This is a genomic window from Halomonas sp. 3F2F (assembly GCF_014897805.1).
Lineage (GTDB): Bacteria > Pseudomonadota > Gammaproteobacteria > Pseudomonadales > Halomonadaceae > Vreelandella.
Genome location: NZ_JABUZE010000079.1, coordinates 48,736 through 73,809 on the forward strand (window position 1 = coordinate 48,736; position 25,074 = coordinate 73,809).

The following is a 25,074-nucleotide window of genomic DNA, read 5'->3' on the forward strand; positions in this document are numbered from 1 at the left end:
TCTGAGAGCACCTGCTCACTCTTTCTTTCCACGAGGGCTTCCCAATGTCACAGGAAAAGACCACAGGTTTGGTGTATCTCATTACCGAAAAAAGTCCGCAATCACAGCTATTTGCAGACTATTTACACGATCACACCAACTGCTCAATTAGCATTTACTCGCCAGACGTCACCATACCCTCTTCACCCGTCGAAAAGCTGCTCATCCTAATTGACAGTGATCATATTAGTGTAGAGACATTGCCAGACTGGCAAGAGAAACTGCCAGAAGCGTTAACAAAAATCCCTCTAGCCGCTTTCAATATTCGCGATATGGACCATGCCCTAGAAGCTCTCTCGTGTGCTCAACTGAAAGGGGTATTTTATCGTAATGAGAGCTTAGAGGTATTTTGCAAAGGTATCCACGCGTTACTTGATGATGAGCTGTGGATGTCTCGTGAGTTAATGGCGCGACTGATTCTTTTTTATCGCAAGTATCAAAGCAACGCGTTCCGCCCAGCCTGTGGATTAACCAATAGAGAAATGGAAATTATCTCTTTATTAAGTGCAGGTTCCTCCAACCAACAAATTGCCGATAAATTGTTTGTAAGTGAACACACTGTTAAGTCTCATCTTTATAACATCTTTCGAAAAATAAACGTGCACAATCGTATTCAAGCACTTAACTGGATCCATCAGAATCTTGGGCCAATTCTTCCTAATATAGAAACCGCACGCAGTTTACAACGTCATCGGTAGGTTTTTAAAAGGGTATATAGCCATGAATTTACGTCGCTATTTACTGGTCATTTTTATCAGTTTTATTGCATTAACTACTGATACATTTGCCAATGAACCAGCCAATTCTTCCCGGGCATTAGCCACCAGTGAGCAGGAAGAAGTCAACGCTATTAACCAACTATCAAGTCCCGATGGCCCAGAAATTCAAGGACAACGAAGTAGAGGTAGTGAACTTACCGGTATCATGGTCGACCGTACCGTCACCATGGCAGGCAAGACCTTCTATCGCGCGTTCAGCCAGCGGGCAATGGATAACCTCATTATCGGTAATGCCACGATTACCATTCAAGAACGTCCCGATGCCCGCTGGGGCAGCCAAATTGCCATCGTGGAAGGCAACCGGATGTACTTCAGAACACAGCTCTCTCCCAGGATTAGCGAAGCTGACCGCGTAGCAGGAGAAGCTGTAAATATCGTTGAGGAGGCACTTCTCCAGCAACAGCTGGCATCTGCTCTTACCTCAGATAAAGACTTGGGAAAAGAGGAGTTATTCTGATGAAAAACTGCAGAAAAATAGCTTGCGCTACGTTCATAGTGTTAATGGGAATAGGTGCTCACGCGCATTCAGGTGATTTAATTTATAAACCTATTAACCCTTCTTTTGGCGGCGACCCTTTTACAGGTAGTTACCTGTTAGGTAAAGCCCAGTCACAGGATACCAATACAGATCCAAATGCACGTAGGGGGCAAACATTATCATCCACTGAGCGCTTATTACAAAGTTTAGAAAGTCGATTGATATCGCAGCTCATTTCCGATGTTAGCCGCGGTGAAGTCAGTGAGGGTAGCTTCGATAGTGATGAGTTCGGCGTTGTCGTGAGTGACAATAGCGGACAACTAATTGTGCGTGTGGTGGATAAAGTTACTGGAGATGTAACAGAGATTAGCGTTGGCGGTTTATTTAACCCTTAACAACACAACCGCTAAAAAAACCAGTAATAACGACTAACGCTATCTGCTTTGTCAGGGGATCATTATGAAAATTATCGCCTCAATTGTCATCGCTAGCCTACTGAGTGGCTGTGCAGGAATGGTGGCAACGTCCGAAAATTTAGAAGGTGCTGAAGCAACACTCACGCCCAGAGGAGCTACCTATCAGGATCTTGTATCGCTTCCGCCACCGTCAGGAAAGATATTTGTCTCTGTGTATGATTTTCGCGACCAAACAGGGCAATACCGGCCAGCTCCCGCCAGTACGTTTTCAACTGCGGTAACCCAAGGGGCTGCAGCCATGCTTACCGGAGCCCTATCTGACTCTGGCTGGTTTATACCGCTTGAACGTGTTGGGTTACAAAACTTGTTAACTGAACGACGTATTATTCGCGCAGAATTCGAACGTTTTGGGCAGCCCGATACGCTGCCATCGTTAAGAGCAGCGTCGGTGATGTTAGAGGGCGGCATTATTGCTTATGAATCGAACGTACGGACCGGGGGAGCCGGTGCCGAATATTTTGGCATTGGGGCGTCAGGCCAGTACCAGGTAGATCAGGTGACGGTGAATTTACGTGCGGTGGAAATCTCAACAGGCGAAATATTAGCTAACGTGACCACCACCAAGACCATCTATTCAAAAGAGCTACGAGCTGGGGTTTATCGCTTTATTGATTTCAGACGCTTATTAGAGGCCGAAGCCGGTATAACTACAAACGAACCGGTTCAGCTCGCGGTAATGTCAGCAATAGAATCTGCTGTCATTCACCTTGTAGCGAGAGGCATCGAAAATCGATTATGGAATCTTGCTCCCGGAACCAGTATTCAAGACACCATTTTAGATGACTATCTTAATGCATCGATACCTATGCTTTAGTAAAAATTAATCAAGGGAACACTACTCAAATAAAACTATAAAAAACAATGGCCACTCGACAGAGTGGCCTTTTTTATTTAAAAAAACAAATACAATGCAATTAGAGAACTAACAAACCAGTAATTAAGAAAGTGGTAAACACAAAATATTATAAACGTTAAACATATAACCACAGCATTAAAAAAACTTCCTATAGCGTCATTTTCAGAATGGTCCAAACTCAATCCATGAAACAAAAAGACACATTGAGTTTCAAAAGGATTTAAAAATGAAACATTATAGCTATCGGCTCAGAACAACTACAGCGAACAGAATTCGTTGTCGTGCTGCGATAACGATAGCCATTGCACTGCTGACTTTTTCTTCTGTGTTACAAGCCAATGAGAATGCAAGCGACTTATTTAACAGAAGTGCAAGAGTTACTCAGTTTGCGGCCATTGATAACGCCGCGCTACACAGTAATCTAAGCATCATTCGTCAACAAGGTAACAATAATAAAGCAAGTGTTGCCCAGTCACGTTCTGTGAGTTATCAGCTTTCTAACTTTGCCTATATCGATCAAATCGGCAACGGTAATCAAGCAAGCATAATGCAAAGTAACGGAAATAATACCGGAATTATTTGGCAAGTAGGCGATGACAACACCGCCTCTATTAATCAGCAAGGTAATAGTTCCTCATTTAAAGCTGACATTTATCAAAATGGATTTAAGGGTGACGTTTCAATTTCGCAATCGGGCAGTGGCTTACGTGGTGTGAGTGTCCAGCAACAAAACCTTTCGGGCAATGCACGACCAGTCACTATCGATACCTACTGAGTCGCCAGCTGCTTCTCAGTAAACAACCAAAGCAAGTCGATCGAAAAAAAGGGGAAACACCATGAAAACTCAAATGACCGTTATCGCTGCTGCTGTTGCAATGGCTGTTAGTTTCTCTAGCCAAGCGCGTGACTTTGATGACTCTACAACAAACCCTGCTGCTAACGCAGGCTCAAACCCTGCTTTCATTAACCAGCAAGATATCCGTGAGGGCATGAACGGCTTTGATCGTGATGCAATGCGGACTTCGCTTATTTTCCAGACTGGTAACAATAACATGGCTGAAACTGATCAGTATGATGATGAGCAATACTCACGTGTTGGCCAGGAAGGTAATAACAACAACTCTTATGTCTATCAAAGCGGCGATCAGCATGAGTCGATTGTTTATCAGATAGGCAATCATAATGATTCAGTCGTCGTGCAAGATGGTGGCAGCCTTAACGACTCCTATGTACGTCAACAAGGCGACAACAACAGCTCTAATGTTGCTCAATTCCTGAACACTGCGCAAAGCGACTCAATTGTTGAGCAGTTCGGTAACGGAAACGATGCTGACGTTTATCAAGCATTAAATACTGACGAAACCTGGAGCTTTATCCATCAAGATGGCAACGACAATGAAGCCAATGTCCTTCAGGTTGAAGCAGACCTGAGCGCCTCCTATATTTTCCAAGGTGGCGACGGTCATGTAGCGAATGTCTTCCAGACAGGTAACAGCAACGTGTCAACCATTCGCCAGAACACCGTTGGTGGTAGCGCAGCTTCAGCAACTCACTTCCAGGCGGGTAACAACAACTCTGCTATCTCTACTCAGTGGTAAGCATCTTTGTAGGTACGTCTGTAAGTACTTACTTAGCTCAGGAAACCGCCCCCTTCGGGGCGGTTTTTTATGTTTAACGCACCATTACCGTTAACGTGCCGCCTTTTCCTTGGGTAGCAGAACGCGAGCGGTTGCTGCCTTTAAGAATATCGACTTCTAAACGATCATCTTCGCTGAGCAGTTTTACCGTACCTTCAAGCGTGGTGCCTTCAAAGGTAAATTCAGCGGGCACTGTACCGCGTGTTTCGGGGTGCTCAATGGTTTCATCGTTATGAGTAATGCGCCACTGGGCTGAGAATTCCGCGCCTGGTGTGCCGCCCATAGTGATATGAATCTGAGTCATATCCTGCTCCTGTGCGGCCATCCCCGTTAACGGTAGGCCAAGGGTGAGAACAGCAGTTAACAATATGCCGTTAAAGCGTGAAGAGTGCCAAGCCAGTTGTCGTTTCATCATGTGTTTACCTCACTAACCACAGAGCCGCTCGATAGGAGCGGCTCTTGAAGTGTAGCAGGCGCTTTACTTAATGTTACATAACCGCAAAGGCTTTTTCTGCAGCATCCAACGTTAGCTGAATATCTTCCGGCGTATGGGCACTCGACATAAAGCCTGCTTCATAGGCAGAAGGTGCGAGATACACACCGTGATCCAGCATGGCACCAAAGAAGCGGCGGAAAGCATCGGGGTTGCAAGCAGTGGCTTGAGCGAAGTTATCTACACGGGATTGCGACGTAAAGAAAACGCCAAACATGCCACCTGCGGATTGGGTCATCATCGGTATGCGGGCAGCGTTGGCACGCTCTTGCAAGCCGGTACACAACGTTTGCACCCGTTGAGTCAGCGCATCATGGAAACCAGGCACCTTTAGTTTGGTTAGCAGAGCAACCCCTGCAGCCATGGCCAGCGGGTTACCTGACAGCGTACCCGCTTGGTAAACCGGCCCCAGCGGCGAGATATTCTGCATAATTTCTTGTTTACCGCCAAACGCCCCAACGGGCATGCCACCACCAACAATTTTACCTAAGCAGGTAAGGTCAGGCGTTACACCGTAATGTGCCTGAGCGCCACCTAAAGCGACGCGAAAACCGGTCATGACTTCATCAAAAATCAAAATACTGCCGGATTCATTGCACACCCGGCGCAACGTTTCCAGGAAACCCGGCTGGGGAGGAATGCAGTTCATATTACCCGCGACCGGCTCCACGATAATGCAGGCAATTTGCTCTCCGATCTCTGCAAAGCACGCCTCCACCCCTTCAGGATCGTTATAGGAAAGCGTGATGGTGTGCTCAGCCAGTGATGCGGGTACACCTGGCGAGCTAGGTTCCCCGTGGGTTAACGCACCTGAACCCGCTTTGACGAGCAATGAATCCGAGTGGCCGTGATAGTTACCTTCAAACTTGACGATTTTGTCGCGCCCCGTTGTTCCGCGCGCAAGGCGAATGGCCGACATCGTCGCTTCGGTGCCCGAGCTAGTCATACGCACCATTTCCATGGAAGGAATCATTTCACAGATCAGATCAGCCATGGTGGTTTCGACAGCGGTCGGCGTACCAAAGGAGAGGCCGTTATCTAACCGTGCTCGCACGGCGGCCAGTACATCCTGATCGGCATGCCCAGTGATCATCGGTCCCCATGAGCCGATATAGTCTACGTAGCGGTTACCTTCCACATCGAATAAGTAGGCGCCCTGAGCACGTTCCATAAAAACAGGCGGGCGATGGAGGCCTTTAAAAGCACGAACAGGGGAGTTAACACCACCCGGAATGTGACGACTGGCGAGGTCAAACAGTTCTGCAGATGTGGTCATGGCATCCTCAACATTAATGGCTTACTGCCAATGAGATCAAAAGCGTACGGGGCGTGGCAAGCGTTTCGGTAAACACTGTCCGCTAGGAGGCTGATAACCATGAGACAAACTCTCCCAGGTAAAGTGCTGAGCTTGCTCACAGGCGGTTGGTAAGCGCTCACCAACGGCTAAACGAGCCGCAAGCGCTGAGGCTAATGTACAGCCTGATCCGTGAAATACTTCAGGCAAGCGTGGCCACTGCCATTGGCGCGTGGTGTCAGGAGAGTGCAGCGTATGCACAACCTGTTGCGTATTACCCGGGAGTGGATCGTCGGTGGCGGTCACAAGGACACCTTGGCAACCCTGCGCCAGCAACGCAACAGCACGTGCCGTGTCATCCAAAGGGTCGGTTATCTCAGGCGTCAGTGCAGCAAGCTCAAACCGATTGGGCGTTACTATATCCACAAGCGGTAATAAACGATCTATATAAAGTTGCTGCAAAGCGGGTGTGGATAACTTAGCGCCGCCACCTGCTTTTAATACCGGATCTGCGACGACGGGGATTCCTGGAAAACGGCGGATAATTTGTTCCGCTGCACGCAGCGTCGCCTCATCAGCCAACAGCCCCAACTTAATAGCCACAATTTGCATATCACCTAACGCTTCCGCCATTTGCCGCATTGCAGCAGGATCTGCAGGCAGGGTGCGTATCACGTTATGGCAATTTTGAACGGTCAGTGCGGTTGGAATGGTGACTGCCCAGCCACCACAGGCAGCTATCGCTTCGCTATCAGCCACTAACCCAGCCCCCCCGGTGGGGTCATGGCCAGCTAACACTAAAACAACGGGAGGAAGAGGATGGCGCATCAAAAGGGCTTCACCACCGCCAGGATAATAATCGCGATTAACGCAATCACGGGCGCTTCGTTAAACCAGCGGAAAAACACATGGCTTTTGGTGCAACGGGCTTGATCAAACTGCTTCAAATAAATTAAGCAAACATGGTGGTAAGCGATTAACAGAGCGACAAGCGTCAGCTTAGCGTGCATCCAACCTTGGCTAAACCAAGCGGGCACGAGATAAAGCATCCAGCCACCAAAGATCAGCACAATGATCATCGATGGCGTCATAATTCCACGGTACAACTTACGCTCCATGGTTTTAAAGTAAGTGATCGCTTGCTCATCGCCTGTGTCCCGCGCCATGGCGTGGTAAACATACAGTCGCGGTAAATAAAATAACGCGGCAAACCAGGTAACAACCGCCATCAAATGAATGGCCTTTACCCATAAATACATGGTCTCTCCTTAGGCGTTGGGCTCATTGCTGGGAATCAGCACCGCGGGGGTCAGTGTAGTGATAATAACGTTCGATAGCGCCACGCGTAATGATACCTGAAATTCGCTGCTGCTTTGGCCGATAACCATGCACGACATAGAGTGCGCCTAGCGCATTGTCCTGAAGTTTTAGAAACGCTTCCGATAGCGTTGCTTGTAATCCGATAGGTGCCATTTCAAGCCGCTGCCCAGGGATCTCAAGCAAATCAATGAACTCGTCTTCTGGTGGGGCTTCGTCTTGCAGCGCTTCATCATGCTCCAGTAACCAACGCGCAAGCTCTGCGGCTTTAAGCGCCAGCACTGGTTTTTCTGCACTGGAGCGCTCAATCACTAGCCACACGGGATTCGTTTCCAACAGACGCCGTGCCTGATCAGGCGTAATCATTCGATCTGTGCGTACTAAGTGGCGCTCCATTACCGCTGGCACCGATACTCGCGAAAGCGCCTGCATTAAAGGCTGCTGTAACGGATGCAAGCCGTAGCGCACCGTGCTAATAAAAAAGCCCTCACAACCGGTAAGCTGACGAGATGTTAGGCAGGCAACCACCACAACGAGCATGCCAGGCAACATGATATGCGGCGAATGCGTTAGTTCAAGCAACGCCATCAAAGCGGCAAGCGGTGCTTGCAATACCGCGCCCATCATTGCCGCCATGCCCAGCATGGCATAAATGCCGGGGTCTGCCGCTTTATCTGGCCATACCCAACCGCCCAGCATTCCCCCTAGGGCACCAGTAGCAGCGCCTACCACCAAGATGGGGCCAATAATGCCGATTGGTACACCACCTGCCACGGTAATGGCAGTAATCAATAACTTAGCAATCATCAACGCCAACAACACAGTAATGGCCAGCTGATTATTCAACATAGCCGCAACGCTGTCGTAACCAATGCCTTGTACTTCAGGAAACCACCACGCAACAGCGCCCGTTATCACCCCGACGGCACCTAACCTAAGCCATAGTGGCCACTGCTGTAAGTACTGGCTACGCGAAAGATGAATAAATACGCTCGCTAATAGGCCAATCACCAAACCAATAATGACCACCCAAGGCACATTCATTAACGAACCTAGGGCAACTTCAGGAATGCGAAACGCCGGTTCGTTGCCATACACCAATTGAGCGACCAGAGCCCCCATGGTAGAGGCGAGTATCACCGGCATAAAGCTCATCAGGGTGTATTCCATCATCACCACTTCCATGGCGAAAATCACCCCTGCGATTGGCGTATTAAATGATGCAGATATACCTGCCGCCGTACCGCAAGCAACTAGCACCCGTAAACTGTTATTGGGCAAGCGAAGCTTGAGACCTAGACCACTGGAGGCCGCTGCGCCCAGATGAATGGCAGGGCCTTCACGTCCTGCGGAGAGGCCACCCAGCACAGACACAACGCCCACCCACCACTGGTTAAGCCAGTTGCGCATAGGGAAACGTCCCTGATGATAGGTGAGACGCTCAATAACATGGCCAACACCTAACTTACGGGCAGCGGCCTTTTGCCGATAGAGCAGCGTGCCAATCAGCGTCACGGCAATTATCGGCAGCAGCGCACGAAGCCATGGCGCGAGCCCTTCAAAGGCCTCAGGATTGCCCTCAGGCATATAAAGGGCAGCACCTACCTCTAGCAATAAGCGAAAAGCCACCATCACCGCGCCTGTGATCACCCCAGACACTAACCCCAGCACACACAGCTGAGGCAGGGCATCAACATTCGCCAGCTGGCGACGAAAACTTTCCAAGGTGAAATCTGACCGGGAAAAACGTGCCACAACGTCCGTCCTTGCGCCTATTATTCGCTTTTACGCATCATGTTCGCGTTAGTGAACATATGCCTGTTTCCCTATAGCGCTCTTACGCGCCTGCTCTCTTGTGTATCATAGCTAGCTACAGTTCAACAGCCTGAGGTATCTCATTAGGCTGTTAATTATTGTTGGGTCTGACTGTGCGTAATGCGCAAGGAGTGGTTTGTGATTAAGGTTGGCATTGTGGGCGGTACCGGCTATACCGGCGTTGAGCTGTTACGGTTACTTGCCCAGCATCCTCAGGTAAGCGTAGAAGCCATTACCTCGCGCTCGGAAGCAGGCGTGAAGGTATGCGATATGTATCCCAACCTGCGCGGCCACTATGACGCCCTCACGTTTAGCGAGCCAGACGCCAAGAAACTGGGTGCACTGGATGCGGTGTTCTTTGCGACACCCCACGGGGTCGCCCATGCACTAGCAGGCGAACTGCTCGACAATGGCACGCGAGTAATCGACTTATCTGCGGATTTCCGGCTGCGCGACGCCGCCGAATGGAGCCAGTGGTACGACCAGCCCCATGGCGCCCCGGAACTGCTAAAAGAAGCCGTGTATGGCCTGCCAGAAATGCATCGTGAGAAAATCAAAAAGGCCCGCTTAATTGCCGTACCAGGATGCTACCCAACGGCTGTTCAACTCGGCTATCTGCCGCTTTTGGAAGCTGGTTTGATTGACGCAAGCCAGTTAATCGCTGACTGCAAATCAGGCGTTACCGGCGCAGGCCGTGGTGCCAAAGTTGCCTCGCTGCTAGCCGAGGCCAGCGAATCGATGAAAGCCTACGGTGCGTCCGGACATCGCCATTTGCCTGAAATTCGTCAAGGCTTGAGCGATATGCAGTCAAACGCCGTAGGGCTTACCTTTGTGCCGCACTTAACGCCGATGATCCGCGGCATTCATGCCACGCTCTATAGTACCCTGACTGAAGAGCCGGGCGATTTACAGGCACTCTTTGAGCAGCGTTACGCTCACGAGCCGTTTGTTGACGTCATGCCTGCAGGCAGCCATCCGGAAACTCGCAGCGTCAAAGGCAACAATACCTGCCGTATCGCTGTTCACCGTCCTGGTAATGGCAATACCGTAGTCGTGCTCTCGGTCATTGATAACCTCGTTAAAGGCGCATCAGGCCAAGCGATTCAAAACCTCAACCTCATGTTTGGCTTTGACGAAAATATGGGCCTCAACGCCCCAGCGTTGATGCCTTGAATCACACCAAATACCAGCATGCAGAGGGCAGCTCAAAGAGGAGGTCATTTGCCAGGGAAGGCAAATGTAGCGTCCAAGGAAGGATTCAAAGCGCCTCCTCGGCGAGCTACCCTCTGCTTGATACCCCAACACAATAGTTGACCATTTTGCTGGGAATTACCCATAATCACACTCCGATGCCGATTATTCGTTCTTAAAGCTCGCGGGAGGTACCCATGAGCGGTGCAGAAGCTTTTGTTCCAACGCCTCTACTATTGTCTGATAGTGCTCGGAAACGCATCCAAGCACTTATAGCAGAAGAGGCTAACCCTGCGCTGAAACTCCGCGTTTATGTCACCGGTGGTGGCTGCTCGGGGTTCCAGTATGGGTTTGATTTTGCTGAAAACGTGGCCGAAGACGACACGTTAATTGAATTTGGCGATGCGATCCTCGTCGTCGATCCTCTCTCCTACCAATACTTGGTGGGTTCAACCATTGACTATGAAGAAGGGTTAGCAGGTGCCCGTTTTCGTGTTCAAAACCCCAACGCTACGACCACCTGTGGCTGTGGAGCTTCCTTCATGGTCTAACCAACGTTGGTAACAACCCCCTCCCCGTGACTTGACGCCTTGGTGGTTTCTCGCCAAGGTTAAAAGGTCAATAACGGTTGCAGACGGAATTTATAAGCGTAAATCTTCTTTAAATCGCGTCGCTAACCAAATAAAACACGGGGAAACGAATGAATTACCTACTAAAAAAATCTGTCATTGCTACCGCCCTTGCACTGGGCTTAGGCAGTACCACTGTCGCGTTTGCACAAACGCCTACTGTCAATGTGGCCACTGACCCAAGCTTTGTACCGTTTGAAATGATGGATCCAGAAACTGGCGAAATGATCGGTTTCGATATGGATATCATCAACGCAGTCGCCGAACGTGCAGGCTTTGAGGTTAACCTCACCACGATGGAATTCTCTGGCATCATTCCCGCCGTCCAAACCGGCAGCCAGGAAATCGCCCTTGCAGGCATCACCATTACAGATGAGCGTGCCGAAGTTGTCGACTTCTCCGCTCCCTACTATGACTCAGGTCTGCAAATTATCGTGCGCGCCGACAACGAAGAGGTCTCTTCGCTTGAGGACCTAGCGGGTCTCACCATTGCCACCAAAATCGGCTCTACCAGCTATGACTTCCTTCAACAGGAACTCGGTGAAGATGCCGACATTACTCCCTATCCAGGCACCGCCGATATGTACATGGCGCTGTTAGGGCGCAACGTTGATGCCGTGCTGTACGACGCCCCTAACGTTGCCTACTTCTCACAAACCCGCGGCGAAGGCCGTACCAAAGTGGTTGGCCCGCTGTATGAAGGCCAGCAGTACGGTATCGTTTTCCATAAAGGCAGCGAGTGGGTAGAGCCTACCAACGAAGCACTTGCTTCCATGCGCGAAGACGGCACCTATGATGAAATCTACACAAAGTGGTTTGGTGAAGCCCCCAGCGCTGAATAACATCGCTGTTCGCTATCACTAACGAGCGCTTTTCATCTCAGGGCCGGGCGGCTATACCCCCGGCCCTGTGTCGTTGTTTATTTTTCTGGAGATAACGCGTGGACGTTAACTTTCAGTTTGATTGGTCGGCCGCATTTGGGTCGATCCCTTATCTGTTACCAGGTATTCCTTGGACGCTGCTTATATCATTCGGCGGCCTAGCGATCGGCTTCTTTATTGGCATATTCTTTGGTTTATTGCGTATTAGCCCAGTACGTTGGCTGCGCTGGCCAGCAGTTTTATACGTCGAAGTGTTTCGCGGCACGCCCATTTTAGTGCAGGTTCTGTTTATCTTTTATGGCTTACCCCAATTGCTGGGAGGCCCGATCAACGCACTCGTTGCCGGCATTGCCGCGATCGCCATTAATTCAGGGGCTTATATCTCTGAAATTGTACGAGGCGGCGTGCAGTCTATCGAACGTGGCCAGCGAGAAGCATCACTTTCGCTAGGCTTGTCTCGAACTCAATCTTTTCGCTACGTAATTTGGCCCCAAGCCCTACGGCGCATGATTCCTCCACTGGGTAACCAGGGCATCATCAGTATCAAAGATACCTCGCTATTTTCTGTTATCGGGGTCGGTGAATTAGTCCGCCAAGGGCAAATTTATATTGCCACTACCTTTACCGCACTAGAGGTCTATTTCATGGTGGCGCTGATGTACCTTGCCATCACCTGGACTCTCTCTTTGATTCTGCGCCAAATTGAGCGCAGAGGCCTCGCAGGACAATAAGGAACGTGCAATGACCTCTACCCAATCGCCAATTGTGCGTATGCAGCAGCTCAATAAGCATTTTGGCAGCCTGCACGTACTCAATAATGTTGATCTTGAAATTGTGCCTGGTGAAGTCGTCGTTATCATCGGTGCCAGTGGCTCTGGTAAATCAACGCTCATCCGCTGTATCAACGGCTTAGAAGAGTTTCAAGCTGGCTCTCTTGATGTTGATGGCAACCAATTACTGCCCAACGGTAAAAGCAGTAAAGCGCTACAAACTATCCGTACTGAAGTCGGCATGGTGTTTCAGCAGTTCAACCTTTTTCCCCACTTGAGCGTGCGCGACAACGTTACCCTTGCGCCCATGAAAGTGCGGGGGTGGAGCCGCCAAGATGCCGAAGAGACCGCTGAACGACTGTTAGAGCGCGTTGGTATTGCCGACCAAGCAGATAAGTACCCAAGCCAGCTCTCGGGTGGGCAGCAGCAGCGTGTGGCGTTAGCCCGGGCGTTAGCCATGGAACCCCGCCTGATGCTGTTTGACGAGCCTACATCAGCGCTTGACCCTGAAATGATTGGTGAAGTGCTGGATGCCATGCGTGAACTTGCCAAAGAAGGCATGACCATGGTGATAGTGACCCATGAAATGGGCTTTGCCCGTGAAGTGGCAGATCGCGTTATTTTTATCCATAAAGGCGAAATTGCCGAACAAGGCCCTCCCGAGCAACTGTTCGATACGCCACAACATGAGCGAACACAATCCTTCCTTGCACGTGTTTTGAAGCATTAATGTCGGAATTAATCTGATTTTTTTGCCCATTTTTGCCCCGTAAAATGGCCTGTCACCGCGACAGGCCATTTTTTTTGCCTGTGGATACTATTTTTTACACGCTGCATCATATTGCTCTACGACACCTACCATGAGCGCTAATCAGGTTTTTTAAGCGACCAATCACACTTGTTCACAGGTACGGTAACAAACTCGGTATGGGCCGGTGGATAACCCGTTGTCTATCATGCCTGTGCATAAACCGCACTTTCATCCACAGGAGTAGCACCGCTTCTACGCAGCTACTCCTCCGTTTAATCATGTAAAAACTAACAATTTAAGCAACTGAAATATATTAACTTATTTGGGTTATCAACAGATTTTGTCCACACCAGTAGTTACAACATCAACAGAACTTCTCTTATATATTTTTATTTTGTTATTAATAATAGATGAATGCTTAGCTTGGGGTGTGGAAAAACCTGACGGTTACCCACAGGAGGTTTATACTGGCTGGCTTAATCAATCAGTGAACCAATACTGACTCACATCATCCGTGCCAAACGGCGCAAGACGAGGTGCCTCTTGAACTATCCCGACCGCTTTGACGTGATTGTCATCGGCGGTGGCCATGCGGGAACTGAAGCCGCATTGGCCTCTGCTCGTATGGGTTGTCAAACCCTATTGCTAACCCACAACATCGAAACGCTCGGCCAAATGTCGTGCAATCCAGCGATTGGTGGGATTGGCAAAAGCCACCTGGTAAAAGAAATTGATGCACTCGGTGGTGCAATGGGGCTAGCCACGGACTTAGGCGGCATCCAGTTTCGGGTATTGAACGCTCGTAAAGGTCCAGCCGTTCGAGCAACACGTGCTCAAGCAGACCGAATTCGCTACAAAGCTGCTATTCGGGGAATGCTGGAAAACCAGCCGAACTTAACCATTTTTCAGCAAGCTGCTGGCGATCTGATTGTGGATAACAACACCGTTCGAGGCGTTGTGACCGAAACAGGCATCCGCTTCCATGCGGAGTCCGTTGTGCTGTCAACCGGCACCTTTTTGGGCGGTGTTATCCACATTGGGTTAGATCAAAGCCGCGGGGGTCGCGCCGGTGACCCGCCGTCCAACGCGCTAGCTGAGCGCTTACGCGCACTACCGTTTCGCGTCGATCGACTAAAAACCGGGACGCCTCCACGAATTGATGCCAAAACCGTTGACTTCACATCGTTGGAAGAACAGCCAGGTGACACCCCAACGCCAGTCATGTCATACCTTGGTTCACGGGAGATGCACCCACAGCAAGTGAGTTGCCACATAGCGCACACCAATGAGCGCACCCATGAAATCATCATGGCGAATCTTGATCGCTCGCCTATGTATTCCGGTGTGATCGAAGGCGTTGGTCCGCGATACTGCCCATCGATTGAAGACAAAGTTCATCGCTTTGCCGACAAATCAAGCCATCAGGTATTTATCGAGCCTGAAGGGTTGGATACCCATGAGCTCTATCCCAACGGAATCTCGACGTCGTTGCCTTTCGATGTTCAGCTACAAGTGGTTCGCTCAATTAAAGGGTTAGAAAACGCTCATATCACACGGCCTGGCTACGCTATTGAGTACGACTTTTTTGATCCCCGGGATTTAAAACACTCCCTGGAAACTAAATTTATCCACAACCTGTTTTTCGCCGGACAAATCAACGGTACTACCGGCTACGAAGAGGCTGGAGCTCAAGGATTGCTGGCAGGTTTGAATGCCGCTCGCCGCGCCAAACAGTTAGAGGCGTGGCATCCTCGCCGTGATGAAGCTTATCTCGGTGTGTTGGTGGATGACCTGATTACTATGGGCACCAAAGAGCCCTACCGCATGTTTACCTCGCGTGCGGAATACCGTCTGCTGCTACGCGAAGACAATGCTGATCTACGTTTAACGGAAAAAGGGCGTGAGCTTGGCTTAGTCGATGACAAACGTTGGGCGTTGTTTAGCCAGAAACGCGAAGCCATCGAGCGTGAAACAGCACGCTTAGCAACTGTTTGGGTGCAGCCCAATACACCAGCCGCCGCGAAAATTGCTGAAAAAACCGGTAGACCGCTTCCTCGAGAATACTGTTTAAGTGACTTGCTAAAGCGCCCAGAGCTTAGCTATGCAGATATTACATCGCTGCCTGGCATCGAAAGCGGTGGTGTTGACGATGACGCGGTTGCCGAGCAAGTACAAATTCAAGCGAAATACCAGGGTTATATCGACCGTCAACAGGATGAGATCGATAAGCTCAAGCGCCATGAAGCAACACCGCTGCCAGCCGAGCTGGATTATCAACGGGTAGAAGGACTATCCAATGAGATCCGTCAAAAGCTTAGTGAAACGCGTCCCGAAACCCTGGCGCAGGCGGCTAGAATTTCAGGCGTGACCCCAGCAGCGGTCTCTATTTTGCTAATACATTTGAAAAAACGTCGCTTAGTCAGTACTACCGAGGTCGTTAACGGATGAGTCAATTAACGCCGTTGATTAACAGCTTGCCTGAAACCGTTGCCCCTCGGTTAGAAGAAGGATTAGCAGCACTAGGAGCCACTGTAACCCTCCAACAGCGCGAACAGCTGCTAGGCTTGCTCGCGCTGTTGCACAAGTGGAATCAGGCTTATAACCTCACCGCTGTACGCGATGTTGAAGAGATGGTCTCACGGCACGTGTTGGATAGTGCTGCTGTCGCACCTTATGTTCATGGGCCACAGATACTTGATGTAGGCGCTGGCCCCGGTTTGCCCGGCCTTGTGCTTGCTATCATGAAGCCTGAACTGCAGGTAACGCTACTCGATAGCAATGGCAAAAAAGTTCGCTTTCAACGTCAAGCAGTGATGGAGTTAGCGTTGACCAACGTCACGCCAACCCAAGCGCGTGTCGAGCAATTCAATGGCCAGACGTTTGATCAAGTGATTTCCCGAGCCTTTGCCAGCTTGGTAGACTTTATCTCGCTAACCCGAGCGCTACCGGCAGCTCATGGGCAGTGGCTTGCTATGAAAGGCCCTGGCGCTGATGATGAACTGCGGGAGTTGCCTGACTATGTTGAGCTCCAGGCGCGTCACCTACTGCGTGTACCCTTCGAGACGGCCGAGCGGCAGCTGTTGATTCTGACCCCAAAAGGAGTTGAGTAGTGAGCCAGATCATTGCCCTGACCAACCAAAAAGGCGGTGTGGGCAAGTCCACTTCAGCCGTTAATCTCGCCGCCAGTTTGGCAGCACTTGATCGTCGTATCTTGCTGGTAGACTTAGACCCACAAGGGCATGCCAGCATGGGCAGTGGCATCGACAAGTACGCACTCGAAAAAAGTGTACTTGATGTGTTGCTGGGAGAAACAACCGCAAGCGATGCCATTGTTCGCGGGCTTCCAGTGAAATACGACGTCCTACCAGGTAATGGCGACTTAACAGCCGCTGAAGTAGAGCTGCTCGATAGTGACCAGCGGCAAAGTCGTTTGTCGTTAGCACTGCAGACGGTGGCAGATGACTATGATGTCGTCCTCATTGACTGCCCGCCATCGCTGAATATGCTTACCGTGAATGCGTTGACAGCCGCCAATGGTGTGCTTATTCCATTGCAGTGTGAATTTTACGCATTGGAAGGGCTATCAGCGCTGCTGGATACTGTTGAGCAGATTAAACAGAGCGTTAATCCTGATCTAGCCGTTTCTGGCATTCTGCGTACTATGTACGACAAGCGCACCAGTTTGACGCGTGAAGTCGACAAACAGCTGAGAGATTTTTTTGGCGATGCGCTGTTAAAAACAACCATTCCGCGCAATGTGAAGGTTGCTGAAGCACCAAGCCATGGCTTACCTGTTACTCAATACGCACGTTTTTCGCGGGGTAGCCAGGCTTATCGTGTGCTTGCAAAAGAGATGATTCGGCGGCTATCGCTGTAACGTAAAAAGTACGAGGGGAAGCGAATGACGCGTAAACGCGCGCTAGGACGTGGCCTGGATGCCCTGATTGGTGCGGGCGCCCGTCGTCGTGACAGTTTAGATCTTACCGGTGGCGTGACGCTGGATAGTGCAGACACGTCACTGTTGCCTGCAGCACCAACGGAAGAAGCGGCGGCTGAACGGCTAGAACGGTTACCTCTTGGCCAACTTACCCGTGGTAAATATCAGCCGCGTCGGGATATTCAGCCAGAAGCATTGGAAGAGCTTGCCGATTCCATTCGTGCACAAGGGGTGATGCAGCCTATTGTGGTTCGCCCAGTGGGTGAAAACCGCTATGAAATTATCGCGGGTGAACGCCGCTGGCGTGCTGCGCAGTTGGCTGAATTAGATGTTATTCCCGCCGTTATTCGCGATGTCAGTGATGAAGTAGCACTTGCTCTGGCGCTGATTGAAAATATTCAGCGCGAAAACCTTAATGCCATTGAAGAAGCACTTGCCTTAAAGCGCCTTGGCGATGAGTTTGAACTTACCCAGCAGCAAATTGCTGATGCAGTTGGTAAATCACGCACTCAAGTCGCCAATTTATTGCGCTTGTTAGCGTTAGACCCTGAAGTGCAAACACTGCTGGAACGTGGCGATTTAGATATGGGACATGCGCGAGCCCTGCTATCGCTTACCAGTACCCAGCAACGCCAAATTGCTCATGAAGTGGTCAATAATGATTTAACCGTTCGTGACACAGAAGCGTTGGTTAAAAAAGTACAAGCTAACCAGACGCCTGCCCAGACACCGCCGCGCACTGCCAAAACACCGGATGTTGCACGACTTGAAACACATCTGGGGGAATTACTTGGCGCGCCCGTCTCTATTGACCACGGGCAAAAAGGGAAGGGGAAAGTGACAATTCGTTATACCAGTCTTGAAGAGCTCGATGGGATCCTAGCGCATATTAAATAGCAGGCTTACTAAATAGGCGCTTATTTTAACCCTTTGGTCGCAAGTCGACACTGAATCGCGCAAAATCGGCGCAACTTCGGTTGAAGGTATGATAGCGCTTCCCTATAATCGCGCAAGATTTGTGCAGGTGACGGATGATTTATTGAGCAACAAGTTGTAAGCGTGACTCATTTATTGTGCTGGGGAATCATGTGCTGAAGATCTATCTGAAGAATTATGCAGCGACTTGAGACCCAACGGCGAAAAGCTTACTTCTTCAGGCTGACAGCAATTCAGCTGCTAATGACGTTAGTCGGTATGCTATTGGCTTTCCCTGTTGCTCATCTGGCAGGCGTATTGTCGGTAGCTACAGGAGCATTAGTGGCGCTGTTGCCGCACATTTTTTTTATACAGCGAATGGGGATTTTTCGAACAAGGCATCGCGCTCCGCGCGCAATGGACCTATTTCGCGCCGAAGCAGGCAAGTTTGGTTTGACGGTGGCACTTTTTTCATTGGTGTTCGTTGTAGTGCCCCCCTCAAACCCCGCTTTCTTTTTTTGCGCTTATGTTGCGATTGTTCTGACGCATTGGTTAGCACCATGGCTAATGCTTGGGAATCGCACAACTAATTGAGGTGACATGTCTATGGCCGCAGGAAACGAAGTCTCAACGACTTACTATATCCAGCACCACTTGCAGAACCTAACCTTTGGCAAGCATCCAGAAAATGGTTGGTCGCTGGCACATTCGGCAGAAGAAGCGAGTGAGATGGGCTTTTGGGCTATCCATCTGGATACCATGGGCTGGTCCATTGCGATGGGTTTGTTGTTTATCTGGCTTTTCCGTAAAGCGGGTAAAATGGCAACCACTGGCGTGCCAGGCGGACTGCAAAATGCCGTAGAGATGGTGTTTGAATTTGTTGAAGATATGATCAAAGGGGCTTTTAAAGGGCATAACCCGATTATTGCGCCGCTTGCATTAACGTTGTTCGTGTGGATTCTGTTCATGAACACGCTGAAAATTATCCCGGTCGACTATTTCCCAATGTTGTTCAGTAAACTGGGCGTCGATTACATGAAGATTGTGCCGACTACTGATGTTAATGCCACATTGGGGCTAGCACTGGGTGTTTTCGGTCTGATTCTTTACTACAGCTTCAAGGTGAAAGGCGTTGGTGGCTTTGCCAAAGAGCTTTCATTGACACCTTTCAACCATTGGGCCTTGATTCCTTTCAATTTGCTGCTTGAAATCGTTGCCCTACTTGTTAAACCGTTCAGTTTGGCGATGCGTCTTTTCGGCAACATGTTTGCCGGTGAAGTTATTTTTATCTTGATTGCTATGCTGCCGTTCTGGGCGATCTGGGTACTCGACGTGCCGTGGGCGATTTTCCATATCTTGATTGTCGTTCTTCAGGCATTCATTTTTACCGTATTGTCAGTGGTGTATTTAAGCGCTGCGCACGAGCATCACTAAGACGTGCTGCTTGTTAGAGATTAACCCTTAACATCAACCCTCAACCTTGACCTTTAACTTGAAAAACTAGGAGCATTACCATGGAACTAATCTACATTGCTGCCTCCATCATGATCGGCTTAGGCGCTCTGGGCACCGGTATCGGTTTCGCTATCCTCGGTGGCAAATTGATCGAATCTACGGCTCGTCAGCCGGAGCTTGGTGACCAACTTCAAACCAAAACCTTCCTAATGGCTGGTCTGCTGGATGCTGTACCGATGATCGGTGTTGGTATCGCGATGTACCTGATCTTCGTTGTTGCCGGTTAATGACAGCTTAGCCGGGCGGCAGTCCCGCTCGGTTTTGTTTCACTCCGGTCGCCACGAACTTGTCAGAGGTACATCCCTGTGAATATCAACATGACGCTTATCGGGCAGACGATCGCCTTCGCGATCTTTGTCTGGTTTTGCATAAAGTATGTGTGGCCTCCGATCAGCAACGCGCTTCACGAGCGTCAAAAGAAAATTGCTGATGGCTTAGACGCAGCCAGCCGTGCTACTCGCGATCTTGAGCTTGCTCAAGAACGTGCAGAGCAAACGCTGCGTGAAAGCAAGGAGCAGGCTTCTCAAATCCTCGAGCAAGCCAATAAGCGCTCTGCTCAAATGGTTGAAGAAGCACGCGAACAGGCCCGCGCCGAAGGCGAACGCCTCATGGTTAGTGCACGTTCTGAAATTGAGCAAGAAGTTAATCGTGCAAAAGACGAGCTTCGTGCCCAAGTTTCTCATCTTGCCATTATTGGTGCCGAGCGTGTGCTAGAAGCTTCGGTCGACGAGAAAGCACATCGCAAGTTACTTGATGAGCTTGCTGCTGAACTGTAAGGAGGTGACCCATGGCGGAATTACTTACCGTCGCTCGTCCTTACGCTAAGGCGGCGTTTGAATACGCGCGTGATCATAAGGCGCTTGATAGCTGGACCCAAGCGCTTGGTTTTTTAAGCGCTGCGGTAGCTGACAGCGATCTACGTCGTCTGTTGGGTAGTCCAAAACTTGAAAACGACAAAAAGGTAGCGCTGCTTTCGGATATGTTGCCCGAAAAGCAGGAAGACCTGTCGCGGTTTTTGGATACCCTGGCTGACCAAGGTCGTTTGTTAGCACTGCCCTTCATTGCTGAACAGTTCGAGTACTTACGTGCCGAACATGAACAGCGTGTTGATGTGACGGTGACGTCAGCTTATAAGCTGACTGCCGCACAGCAGACCAAGCTAGCGAACGCGCTTAAGAAACGTCTGAATCGCGAAATCTCCATTACTACTCAAGTGGACAAGACGCTTATTGGTGGTGTCATCCTACGTGCCGGCGATACCGTTATTGACGGTTCGGTACGTGGTCGATTGAACCGCCTTTCCGAAGCGCTGACCGCTTGAGTCTGAGGGACATGGCATGCAGCAACTGAATCCTTCCGAGATCAGCGACATCATCAAGCAGCGAATTGAGAAGCTTGACGTCGCATCCGAAGCCCGTAATCAGGGCACCATCGTCAGCGTTTCCGACGGTATCGTGAAAATTCACGGCCTCGAAGACGCGATGTTTGGTGAAATGATTGAATTCCCTAACAGCATTTTTGGCATGGTACTGAACCTGGAGCGTGACTCCGTTGGTGCCGTTGTCTTGGGTGACTACCTGCAACTTCAAGAAGGCATGACCGCTCAGTGTACGGGTCGTATCCTAGAAGTGCCGGTAGGCCCTGAGCTGGTAGGTCGTGTGGTCGATGCGTTGGGTAATGCCATCGACGGCAAAGGCGATATCAACGCCAAAATGACTGATGCGGTAGAAAAAGTAGCGCCTGGCGTTATTACCCGTCAGTCCGTTGACGAGCCGATCCAAACAGGTTTGAAGTCCATCGACGCCATGGTGCCAATCGGTCGTGGTCAGCGTGAGCTGATCATCGGTGACCGTCAGATTGGTAAGTCTGCCATTGCTATCGATGCGATCATCAACCAGAAAGGCAAAGGCGTTACTTGTGTTTACGTGGCGATTGGTCAGAAGCAGTCGACCATTGCTAACGTGGTGCGCAAGTTAGAAGAACACGGCGCTCTGGAACACACCATTATTGTCGCTGCTGGCGCTGCTGATCCGGCACCGATGCAGTTCTTGGCCGCTTATTCTGGTTGCACCATGGGTGAGTACTTCCGTGACCGTGGTGAAGACGCACTGATCGTTTATGACGATCTTTCCAAGCAGGCTGTGGCTTACCGTCAGGTATCACTACTGCTGCGTCGTCCGCCGGGTCGTGAAGCCTATCCTGGTGACGTTTTCTATCTCCACTCACGTCTGCTAGAGCGCGCTGCGCGCGTTAATGCTGATTACGTTGAGAAGTTTACTAACGGTGAAGTAAAAGGCAAAACCGGTTCTTTGACCGCACTGCCGATTATCGAAACCCAAGGTGGAGACGTTTCTGCGTTCGTTCCGACCAACGTTATCTCGATCACCGATGGTCAGATTTTCTTGGAAACCAACCTGTTTAACTCCGGTATTCGTCCGGCGATTAACGCTGGTCTATCGGTTTCTCGTGTTGGTGGTGCTGCGCAGACCAAAATTATCAAGAAGCTGGGTGGCGGTGTTCGTCTAGCCTTGGCTCAGTACCGTGAGCTAGCGGCGTTCTCGCAGTTTGCTTCTGATCTTGATGAAGCGACCCGTAAGCAGCTTGAGCATGGTCAACGCGTTACCGAACTGATGAAGCAAAAGCAGTACTCGCCGATGTCAGTGGCGGAAATGGCGCTGTCTCTGTACGCCGCTAACGAAGGTCACCTGGATGATGTGAGCGTCGATAAAGTGCTGGACTTCGAACGTGCTCTGCACGATTACATGAAGTCTGAGCACAACGATCTGCTCGATAAGATCAACCAGACCGGCGACTACAACGGCGAGATTCAGGACGGCTTGAAGTCAGGTCTCGAGAAGTTCAAGGCGACTCAGAGCTGGTAATGTCCGGCCCGCCTGCGGGCGGGCTTGCATGCTTTCTGAGAGCCACGAACGAAGGGTAGATCGCTATGGCAGCTGCAAAAGAGATACGCACCCAGATCGGGAGCATTAAAAATACGCAGAAGATTACCAGCGCCATGGAAATGGTAGCTGCATCTAAAATGCGTAAAGCACAAGATCTGATGAAGGCTGGCCAGCCGTATGCCAAGCAGATTCGTAATGTGGTAGGCCACATTGCTGACGCAAACCCCGAATACAAGCACGACTACATGGTCGAGCGGAGTGAGGTGAAGCGCGTTGGTTACATTGTGGTATCTACTGACCGCGGTCTGTGTGGTGGCTTAAACGTCAACCTGTTTAAGGCAGTGGTGAAAGATGCCGTTGCCTGGAAACAGCAAGACGCTGAGCTAGACTTCTGCGCCCTCGGCTCTAAAGCCGGCGCCTTTTTCCGCAACTATGGAGGCAACCTGGTTGCTGCCAAGAGCGGATTAGGAGAGTCGCCGACTGTCGAAGGACTGATCGGTAGTATAAAGGTCATGTTAGAAGCGTACGACGCAGGACGTATTGACCGCTTGTTTGTGGTGTATAACGAATTTGTTAACACCATGACGCAGCGGCCCGTCGTACGTCAGCTTCTTCCGTTGTCGTCCGATATGGGCGAAGACGCGAAGCATGACGAAGAAAACGCCCGTCCCGGAAGCTGGGACTACCTGTATGAACCGGATGCCAAGGCGTTGCTAGACAGCCTGTTGGTTCGATTCATCGAATCACAGGTGTATCAGGCGGTAGTCGAAAACGGTGCGTGCGAACAGGCCGCCCGAATGATCGCTATGAAGAGTGCCACTGATAACGCGGGCAACCTGATCGACGATCTGGAGATGGTATACAACAAGGCCCGTCAGGCCGCCATCACCCAGGAAATTTCCGAGATCGTCGGCGGCGCTTCTGCCGTATAACGCCTAGGGAGCTAGCTATCGCAAAGGTAGCTCCCGGCAGACAGGTTTCATTTGCAGGTTTTTGAGAGGAACCAAGATGAGCGGACGTATCGTACAAATCATCGGCGCGGTGATTGACGTAGAGTTTCCGCGGGACTCTGTGCCCAAGGTCTACGACGCGCTGAAGGTCTCTAATGCTGAGACCATCCTCGAAGTCCAGCAACAGCTGGGCGACGGCGTGGTGCGCACCATTGCCATGGGCTCTACTGAGGGCTTGAAACGTGGCTTGGACGTGACCGACACAGGTACCGCGATTTCCGTACCCGTTGGTAAGGAAACGCTAGGTCGCATCATGAACGTGCTCGGTGAGCCGATTGATGAAGCTGGCCCGATTGGCGAGCAAGAACGCATGCCAATCCACCGTAAAGCACCAAGCTACGCTGACCAAGCAGCTTCCAATGAGCTGTTGGAAACCGGTATCAAGGTTATCGACCTCGTTTGCCCGTTCGCTAAGGGCGGTAAAGTTGGTCTATTCGGCGGTGCGGGTGTTGGTAAAACCGTTAACATGATGGAGCTTATCCGCAACATCGCTACCGAACACAGCGGCTATTCTGTATTCGCCGGTGTAGGTGAGCGTACGCGTGAGGGTAACGACTTCTATCACGAAATGACTGAGTCCAACGTTATCGACAAGGTATCGCTGGTTTACGGTCAGATGAATGAGCCGCCCGGCAACCGTCTGCGTGTTGCACTCACCGGTCTAACCATCGCTGAGAAATTCCGTGATGAAGGCCGCGACGTTCTGCTGTTCGTCGATAACATCTATCGTTACACCCTGGCGGGTACTGAAGTATCTGCTCTGTTGGGTCGTATGCCATCTGCGGTAGGTTATCAGCCGACGCTGGCTGAAGAGATGGGCGTTCTACAAGAGCGTATCACCTCTACTAAAACGGGCTCTATCACGTCTGTACAGGCCGTTTACGTACCTGCGGATGACTTGACTGACCCATCGCCGGCGACGACCTTCTCGCACTTGGACGCCACTGTTGTATTGGCACGTTCAATTGCAGAGCTTGGTATTTATCCTGCGATTGATCCGCTGGACTCTACGTCGCGTCAGCTAGATCCGCTGGTCGTTGGTGAAGAGCACTACAATGTAGCACGTGGTGTACAGAACGTTCTGCAGCGTTACAAAGAGCTGAAGGATATCATCGCGATTTTGGGTATGGACGAATTATCTGATGAAGATAAGTTGGCTGTATCTCGTGCGCGTAAAATCCAGCGCTTCCTGTCGCAGCCGTTCTTCGTCGCTGAGGTATTCACTGGTTCGCCCGGTAAGTATGTTTCTTTGAAAGATACGATTCGTGGCTTCCAGGGCATCCTCGCGGGCGAGTACGACAACCTGCCGGAACAGGCCTTCTACATGGTAGGCTCCATCGACGAAGCTGTCGAAAAAGCCAACCAGATGAAGAAGTAATCCCGTCCAT

At 50.5% G+C, this 25,074-nt stretch carries 28 protein-coding genes; 23 read left to right on the plus strand and 5 right to left on the minus strand.

The genetic code is table 11. The features are described 5' to 3' along the window. Positions 1-44: 44 nt before the first annotated feature. The 6 genes from INT21_RS09725 (at position 45) to INT21_RS09750 (ending at position 4,226) form a co-directional block, all read left to right on the plus strand. On the plus strand, positions 45-737 hold the full coding sequence (locus tag INT21_RS09725; protein ID WP_089040127.1) for a response regulator transcription factor: 693 nt from the start codon (positions 45-47) through the stop codon (positions 735-737). A 22-nt stretch (positions 738-759) separates the two neighbouring features. Continuing rightward, positions 760-1,275 (plus strand): CsgE family curli-type amyloid fiber assembly protein, encoded by a 516-nt coding sequence (locus INT21_RS09730; RefSeq protein ID WP_089040128.1) that lies wholly within the window; start codon positions 760-762, stop codon positions 1,273-1,275. Continuing rightward, entirely contained in the window at positions 1,275-1,691 is a 417-nt protein-coding gene (locus INT21_RS09735) for a curli assembly protein CsgF (protein ID WP_193085102.1), read from the plus strand. Before INT21_RS09730 ends, INT21_RS09735 begins: the two co-directional genes overlap by 1 nt. Positions 1,692-1,755: 64 nt before the next feature. Beyond that, positions 1,756-2,586 (plus strand): CsgG/HfaB family protein, encoded by an 831-nt coding sequence (locus INT21_RS09740; RefSeq protein ID WP_089040130.1) that lies wholly within the window; start codon positions 1,756-1,758, stop codon positions 2,584-2,586. A 268-nt stretch (positions 2,587-2,854) separates the two neighbouring features. Then, positions 2,855-3,403 (plus strand): hypothetical protein, encoded by a 549-nt coding sequence (locus tag INT21_RS09745; protein ID WP_193085103.1) that lies wholly within the window; start codon positions 2,855-2,857, stop codon positions 3,401-3,403. Between the two features lie 61 nt (positions 3,404-3,464). Further along, positions 3,465-4,226, plus strand: a complete 762-nt coding sequence (locus INT21_RS09750; RefSeq protein ID WP_193085104.1) for a hypothetical protein — start codon at positions 3,465-3,467, stop codon at positions 4,224-4,226. Between the two features lie 73 nt (positions 4,227-4,299). Here INT21_RS09750 and INT21_RS09755 read toward each other — a convergent pair whose 3' ends face one another. The 5 genes from INT21_RS09755 to INT21_RS09775 form a co-directional block, all read right to left on the minus strand. Then, on the minus strand, positions 4,300-4,680 hold the full coding sequence (locus INT21_RS09755; protein ID WP_226916919.1) for a hypothetical protein: 381 nt from the start codon (positions 4,678-4,680) through the stop codon (positions 4,300-4,302). Between the two features lie 73 nt (positions 4,681-4,753). Continuing rightward, positions 4,754-6,034 (minus strand): glutamate-1-semialdehyde 2,1-aminomutase, encoded by a 1,281-nt coding sequence (gene hemL / locus INT21_RS09760; protein WP_193085105.1) that lies wholly within the window; start codon positions 6,032-6,034, stop codon positions 4,754-4,756. Between the two features lie 36 nt (positions 6,035-6,070). After that, positions 6,071-6,880, minus strand: coding sequence for a hydroxymethylpyrimidine/phosphomethylpyrimidine kinase (gene thiD / locus INT21_RS09765; protein ID WP_193085106.1), 810 nt, complete (start codon positions 6,878-6,880; stop codon positions 6,071-6,073). Next, positions 6,880-7,311 (minus strand): protoporphyrinogen oxidase HemJ, encoded by a 432-nt coding sequence (hemJ, locus tag INT21_RS09770; protein ID WP_038479899.1) that lies wholly within the window; start codon positions 7,309-7,311, stop codon positions 6,880-6,882. Before hemJ ends, thiD begins: the two co-directional genes overlap by 1 nt. Before the next feature lie 22 nt (positions 7,312-7,333). Beyond that, complete coding sequence (locus INT21_RS09775) at positions 7,334-9,124, minus strand: chloride channel protein (RefSeq protein WP_193085107.1); 1,791 nt, start codon at positions 9,122-9,124, stop codon at positions 7,334-7,336. Positions 9,125-9,322: 198 nt separating this feature from the next. Between INT21_RS09775 and argC the strand changes: the two genes are divergently transcribed. The 17 genes from argC to atpD all read left to right on the plus strand — a co-directional run bounded on the left by argC (position 9,323) and on the right by atpD (position 25,064). After that, complete coding sequence (gene argC, locus INT21_RS09780) at positions 9,323-10,357, plus strand: N-acetyl-gamma-glutamyl-phosphate reductase (protein WP_193067699.1); 1,035 nt, start codon at positions 9,323-9,325, stop codon at positions 10,355-10,357. A 215-nt stretch (positions 10,358-10,572) separates the two neighbouring features. After that, positions 10,573-10,926 (plus strand): iron-sulfur cluster insertion protein ErpA, encoded by a 354-nt coding sequence (erpA, locus tag INT21_RS09785; RefSeq protein ID WP_038479889.1) that lies wholly within the window; start codon positions 10,573-10,575, stop codon positions 10,924-10,926. A gap of 149 nt (positions 10,927-11,075) precedes the next feature. Beyond that, positions 11,076-11,846 carry a transporter substrate-binding domain-containing protein gene (locus tag INT21_RS09790; protein WP_038479887.1) on the plus strand — a complete coding sequence of 257 codons (771 nt, stop codon included), beginning with the start codon at positions 11,076-11,078 and terminating at the stop codon, positions 11,844-11,846. A gap of 98 nt (positions 11,847-11,944) precedes the next feature. Next, the gene (locus INT21_RS09795; protein ID WP_038479884.1) at positions 11,945-12,616 is read left to right on the plus strand and encodes an amino acid ABC transporter permease; all 672 of its coding nucleotides are present in this window, start codon (positions 11,945-11,947) and stop codon (positions 12,614-12,616) included. Positions 12,617-12,626: 10 nt separating this feature from the next. Next, positions 12,627-13,385 carry an amino acid ABC transporter ATP-binding protein gene (locus INT21_RS09800; RefSeq protein WP_038479881.1) on the plus strand — a complete coding sequence of 253 codons (759 nt, stop codon included), beginning with the start codon at positions 12,627-12,629 and terminating at the stop codon, positions 13,383-13,385. A 564-nt stretch (positions 13,386-13,949) separates the two neighbouring features. After that, entirely contained in the window at positions 13,950-15,854 is a 1,905-nt protein-coding gene (gene mnmG / locus INT21_RS09805) for a tRNA uridine-5-carboxymethylaminomethyl(34) synthesis enzyme MnmG (protein WP_193085108.1), read from the plus strand. Next, positions 15,851-16,516 (plus strand): 16S rRNA (guanine(527)-N(7))-methyltransferase RsmG, encoded by a 666-nt coding sequence (gene rsmG, locus INT21_RS09810; protein WP_193085109.1) that lies wholly within the window; start codon positions 15,851-15,853, stop codon positions 16,514-16,516. Before mnmG ends, rsmG begins: the two co-directional genes overlap by 4 nt. Continuing rightward, the gene (locus tag INT21_RS09815; RefSeq protein WP_193060558.1) at positions 16,516-17,283 is read left to right on the plus strand and encodes a ParA family protein; all 768 of its coding nucleotides are present in this window, start codon (positions 16,516-16,518) and stop codon (positions 17,281-17,283) included. Before rsmG ends, INT21_RS09815 begins: the two co-directional genes overlap by 1 nt. A gap of 24 nt (positions 17,284-17,307) precedes the next feature. Continuing rightward, positions 17,308-18,240, plus strand: coding sequence for a ParB/RepB/Spo0J family partition protein (locus tag INT21_RS09820; protein WP_095603363.1), 933 nt, complete (start codon positions 17,308-17,310; stop codon positions 18,238-18,240). 216 nt (positions 18,241-18,456) lie between these two features. Then, positions 18,457-18,852, plus strand: coding sequence for an ATP synthase subunit I (locus tag INT21_RS09825; protein ID WP_193085110.1), 396 nt, complete (start codon positions 18,457-18,459; stop codon positions 18,850-18,852). A gap of 12 nt (positions 18,853-18,864) precedes the next feature. Beyond that, positions 18,865-19,692 carry a F0F1 ATP synthase subunit A gene (gene atpB / locus INT21_RS09830; protein WP_089040967.1) on the plus strand — a complete coding sequence of 276 codons (828 nt, stop codon included), beginning with the start codon at positions 18,865-18,867 and terminating at the stop codon, positions 19,690-19,692. Between the two features lie 80 nt (positions 19,693-19,772). After that, on the plus strand, positions 19,773-20,000 hold the full coding sequence (atpE, locus tag INT21_RS09835; protein WP_038479860.1) for a F0F1 ATP synthase subunit C: 228 nt from the start codon (positions 19,773-19,775) through the stop codon (positions 19,998-20,000). Between the two features lie 78 nt (positions 20,001-20,078). Beyond that, complete coding sequence (locus INT21_RS09840; protein ID WP_038479857.1) at positions 20,079-20,549, plus strand: F0F1 ATP synthase subunit B; 471 nt, start codon at positions 20,079-20,081, stop codon at positions 20,547-20,549. A gap of 11 nt (positions 20,550-20,560) precedes the next feature. Beyond that, positions 20,561-21,094: a F0F1 ATP synthase subunit delta gene (locus tag INT21_RS09845; protein ID WP_089040143.1), complete on the plus strand. Its 534-nt coding sequence runs from the start codon at positions 20,561-20,563 to the stop codon at positions 21,092-21,094. Between the two features lie 16 nt (positions 21,095-21,110). Beyond that, positions 21,111-22,655, plus strand: a complete 1,545-nt coding sequence (gene atpA, locus INT21_RS09850; protein ID WP_193085111.1) for a F0F1 ATP synthase subunit alpha — start codon at positions 21,111-21,113, stop codon at positions 22,653-22,655. Between the two features lie 65 nt (positions 22,656-22,720). Beyond that, on the plus strand, positions 22,721-23,608 hold the full coding sequence (gene atpG, locus INT21_RS09855) for a F0F1 ATP synthase subunit gamma (protein ID WP_193085112.1): 888 nt from the start codon (positions 22,721-22,723) through the stop codon (positions 23,606-23,608). Positions 23,609-23,684: 76 nt separating this feature from the next. Beyond that, a complete protein-coding gene (gene atpD / locus INT21_RS09860; RefSeq protein WP_089040145.1) occupies positions 23,685-25,064 on the plus strand; it encodes a F0F1 ATP synthase subunit beta in 1,380 nt (459 codons plus the stop codon). Positions 25,065-25,074: the final 10 nt, after the last annotated feature.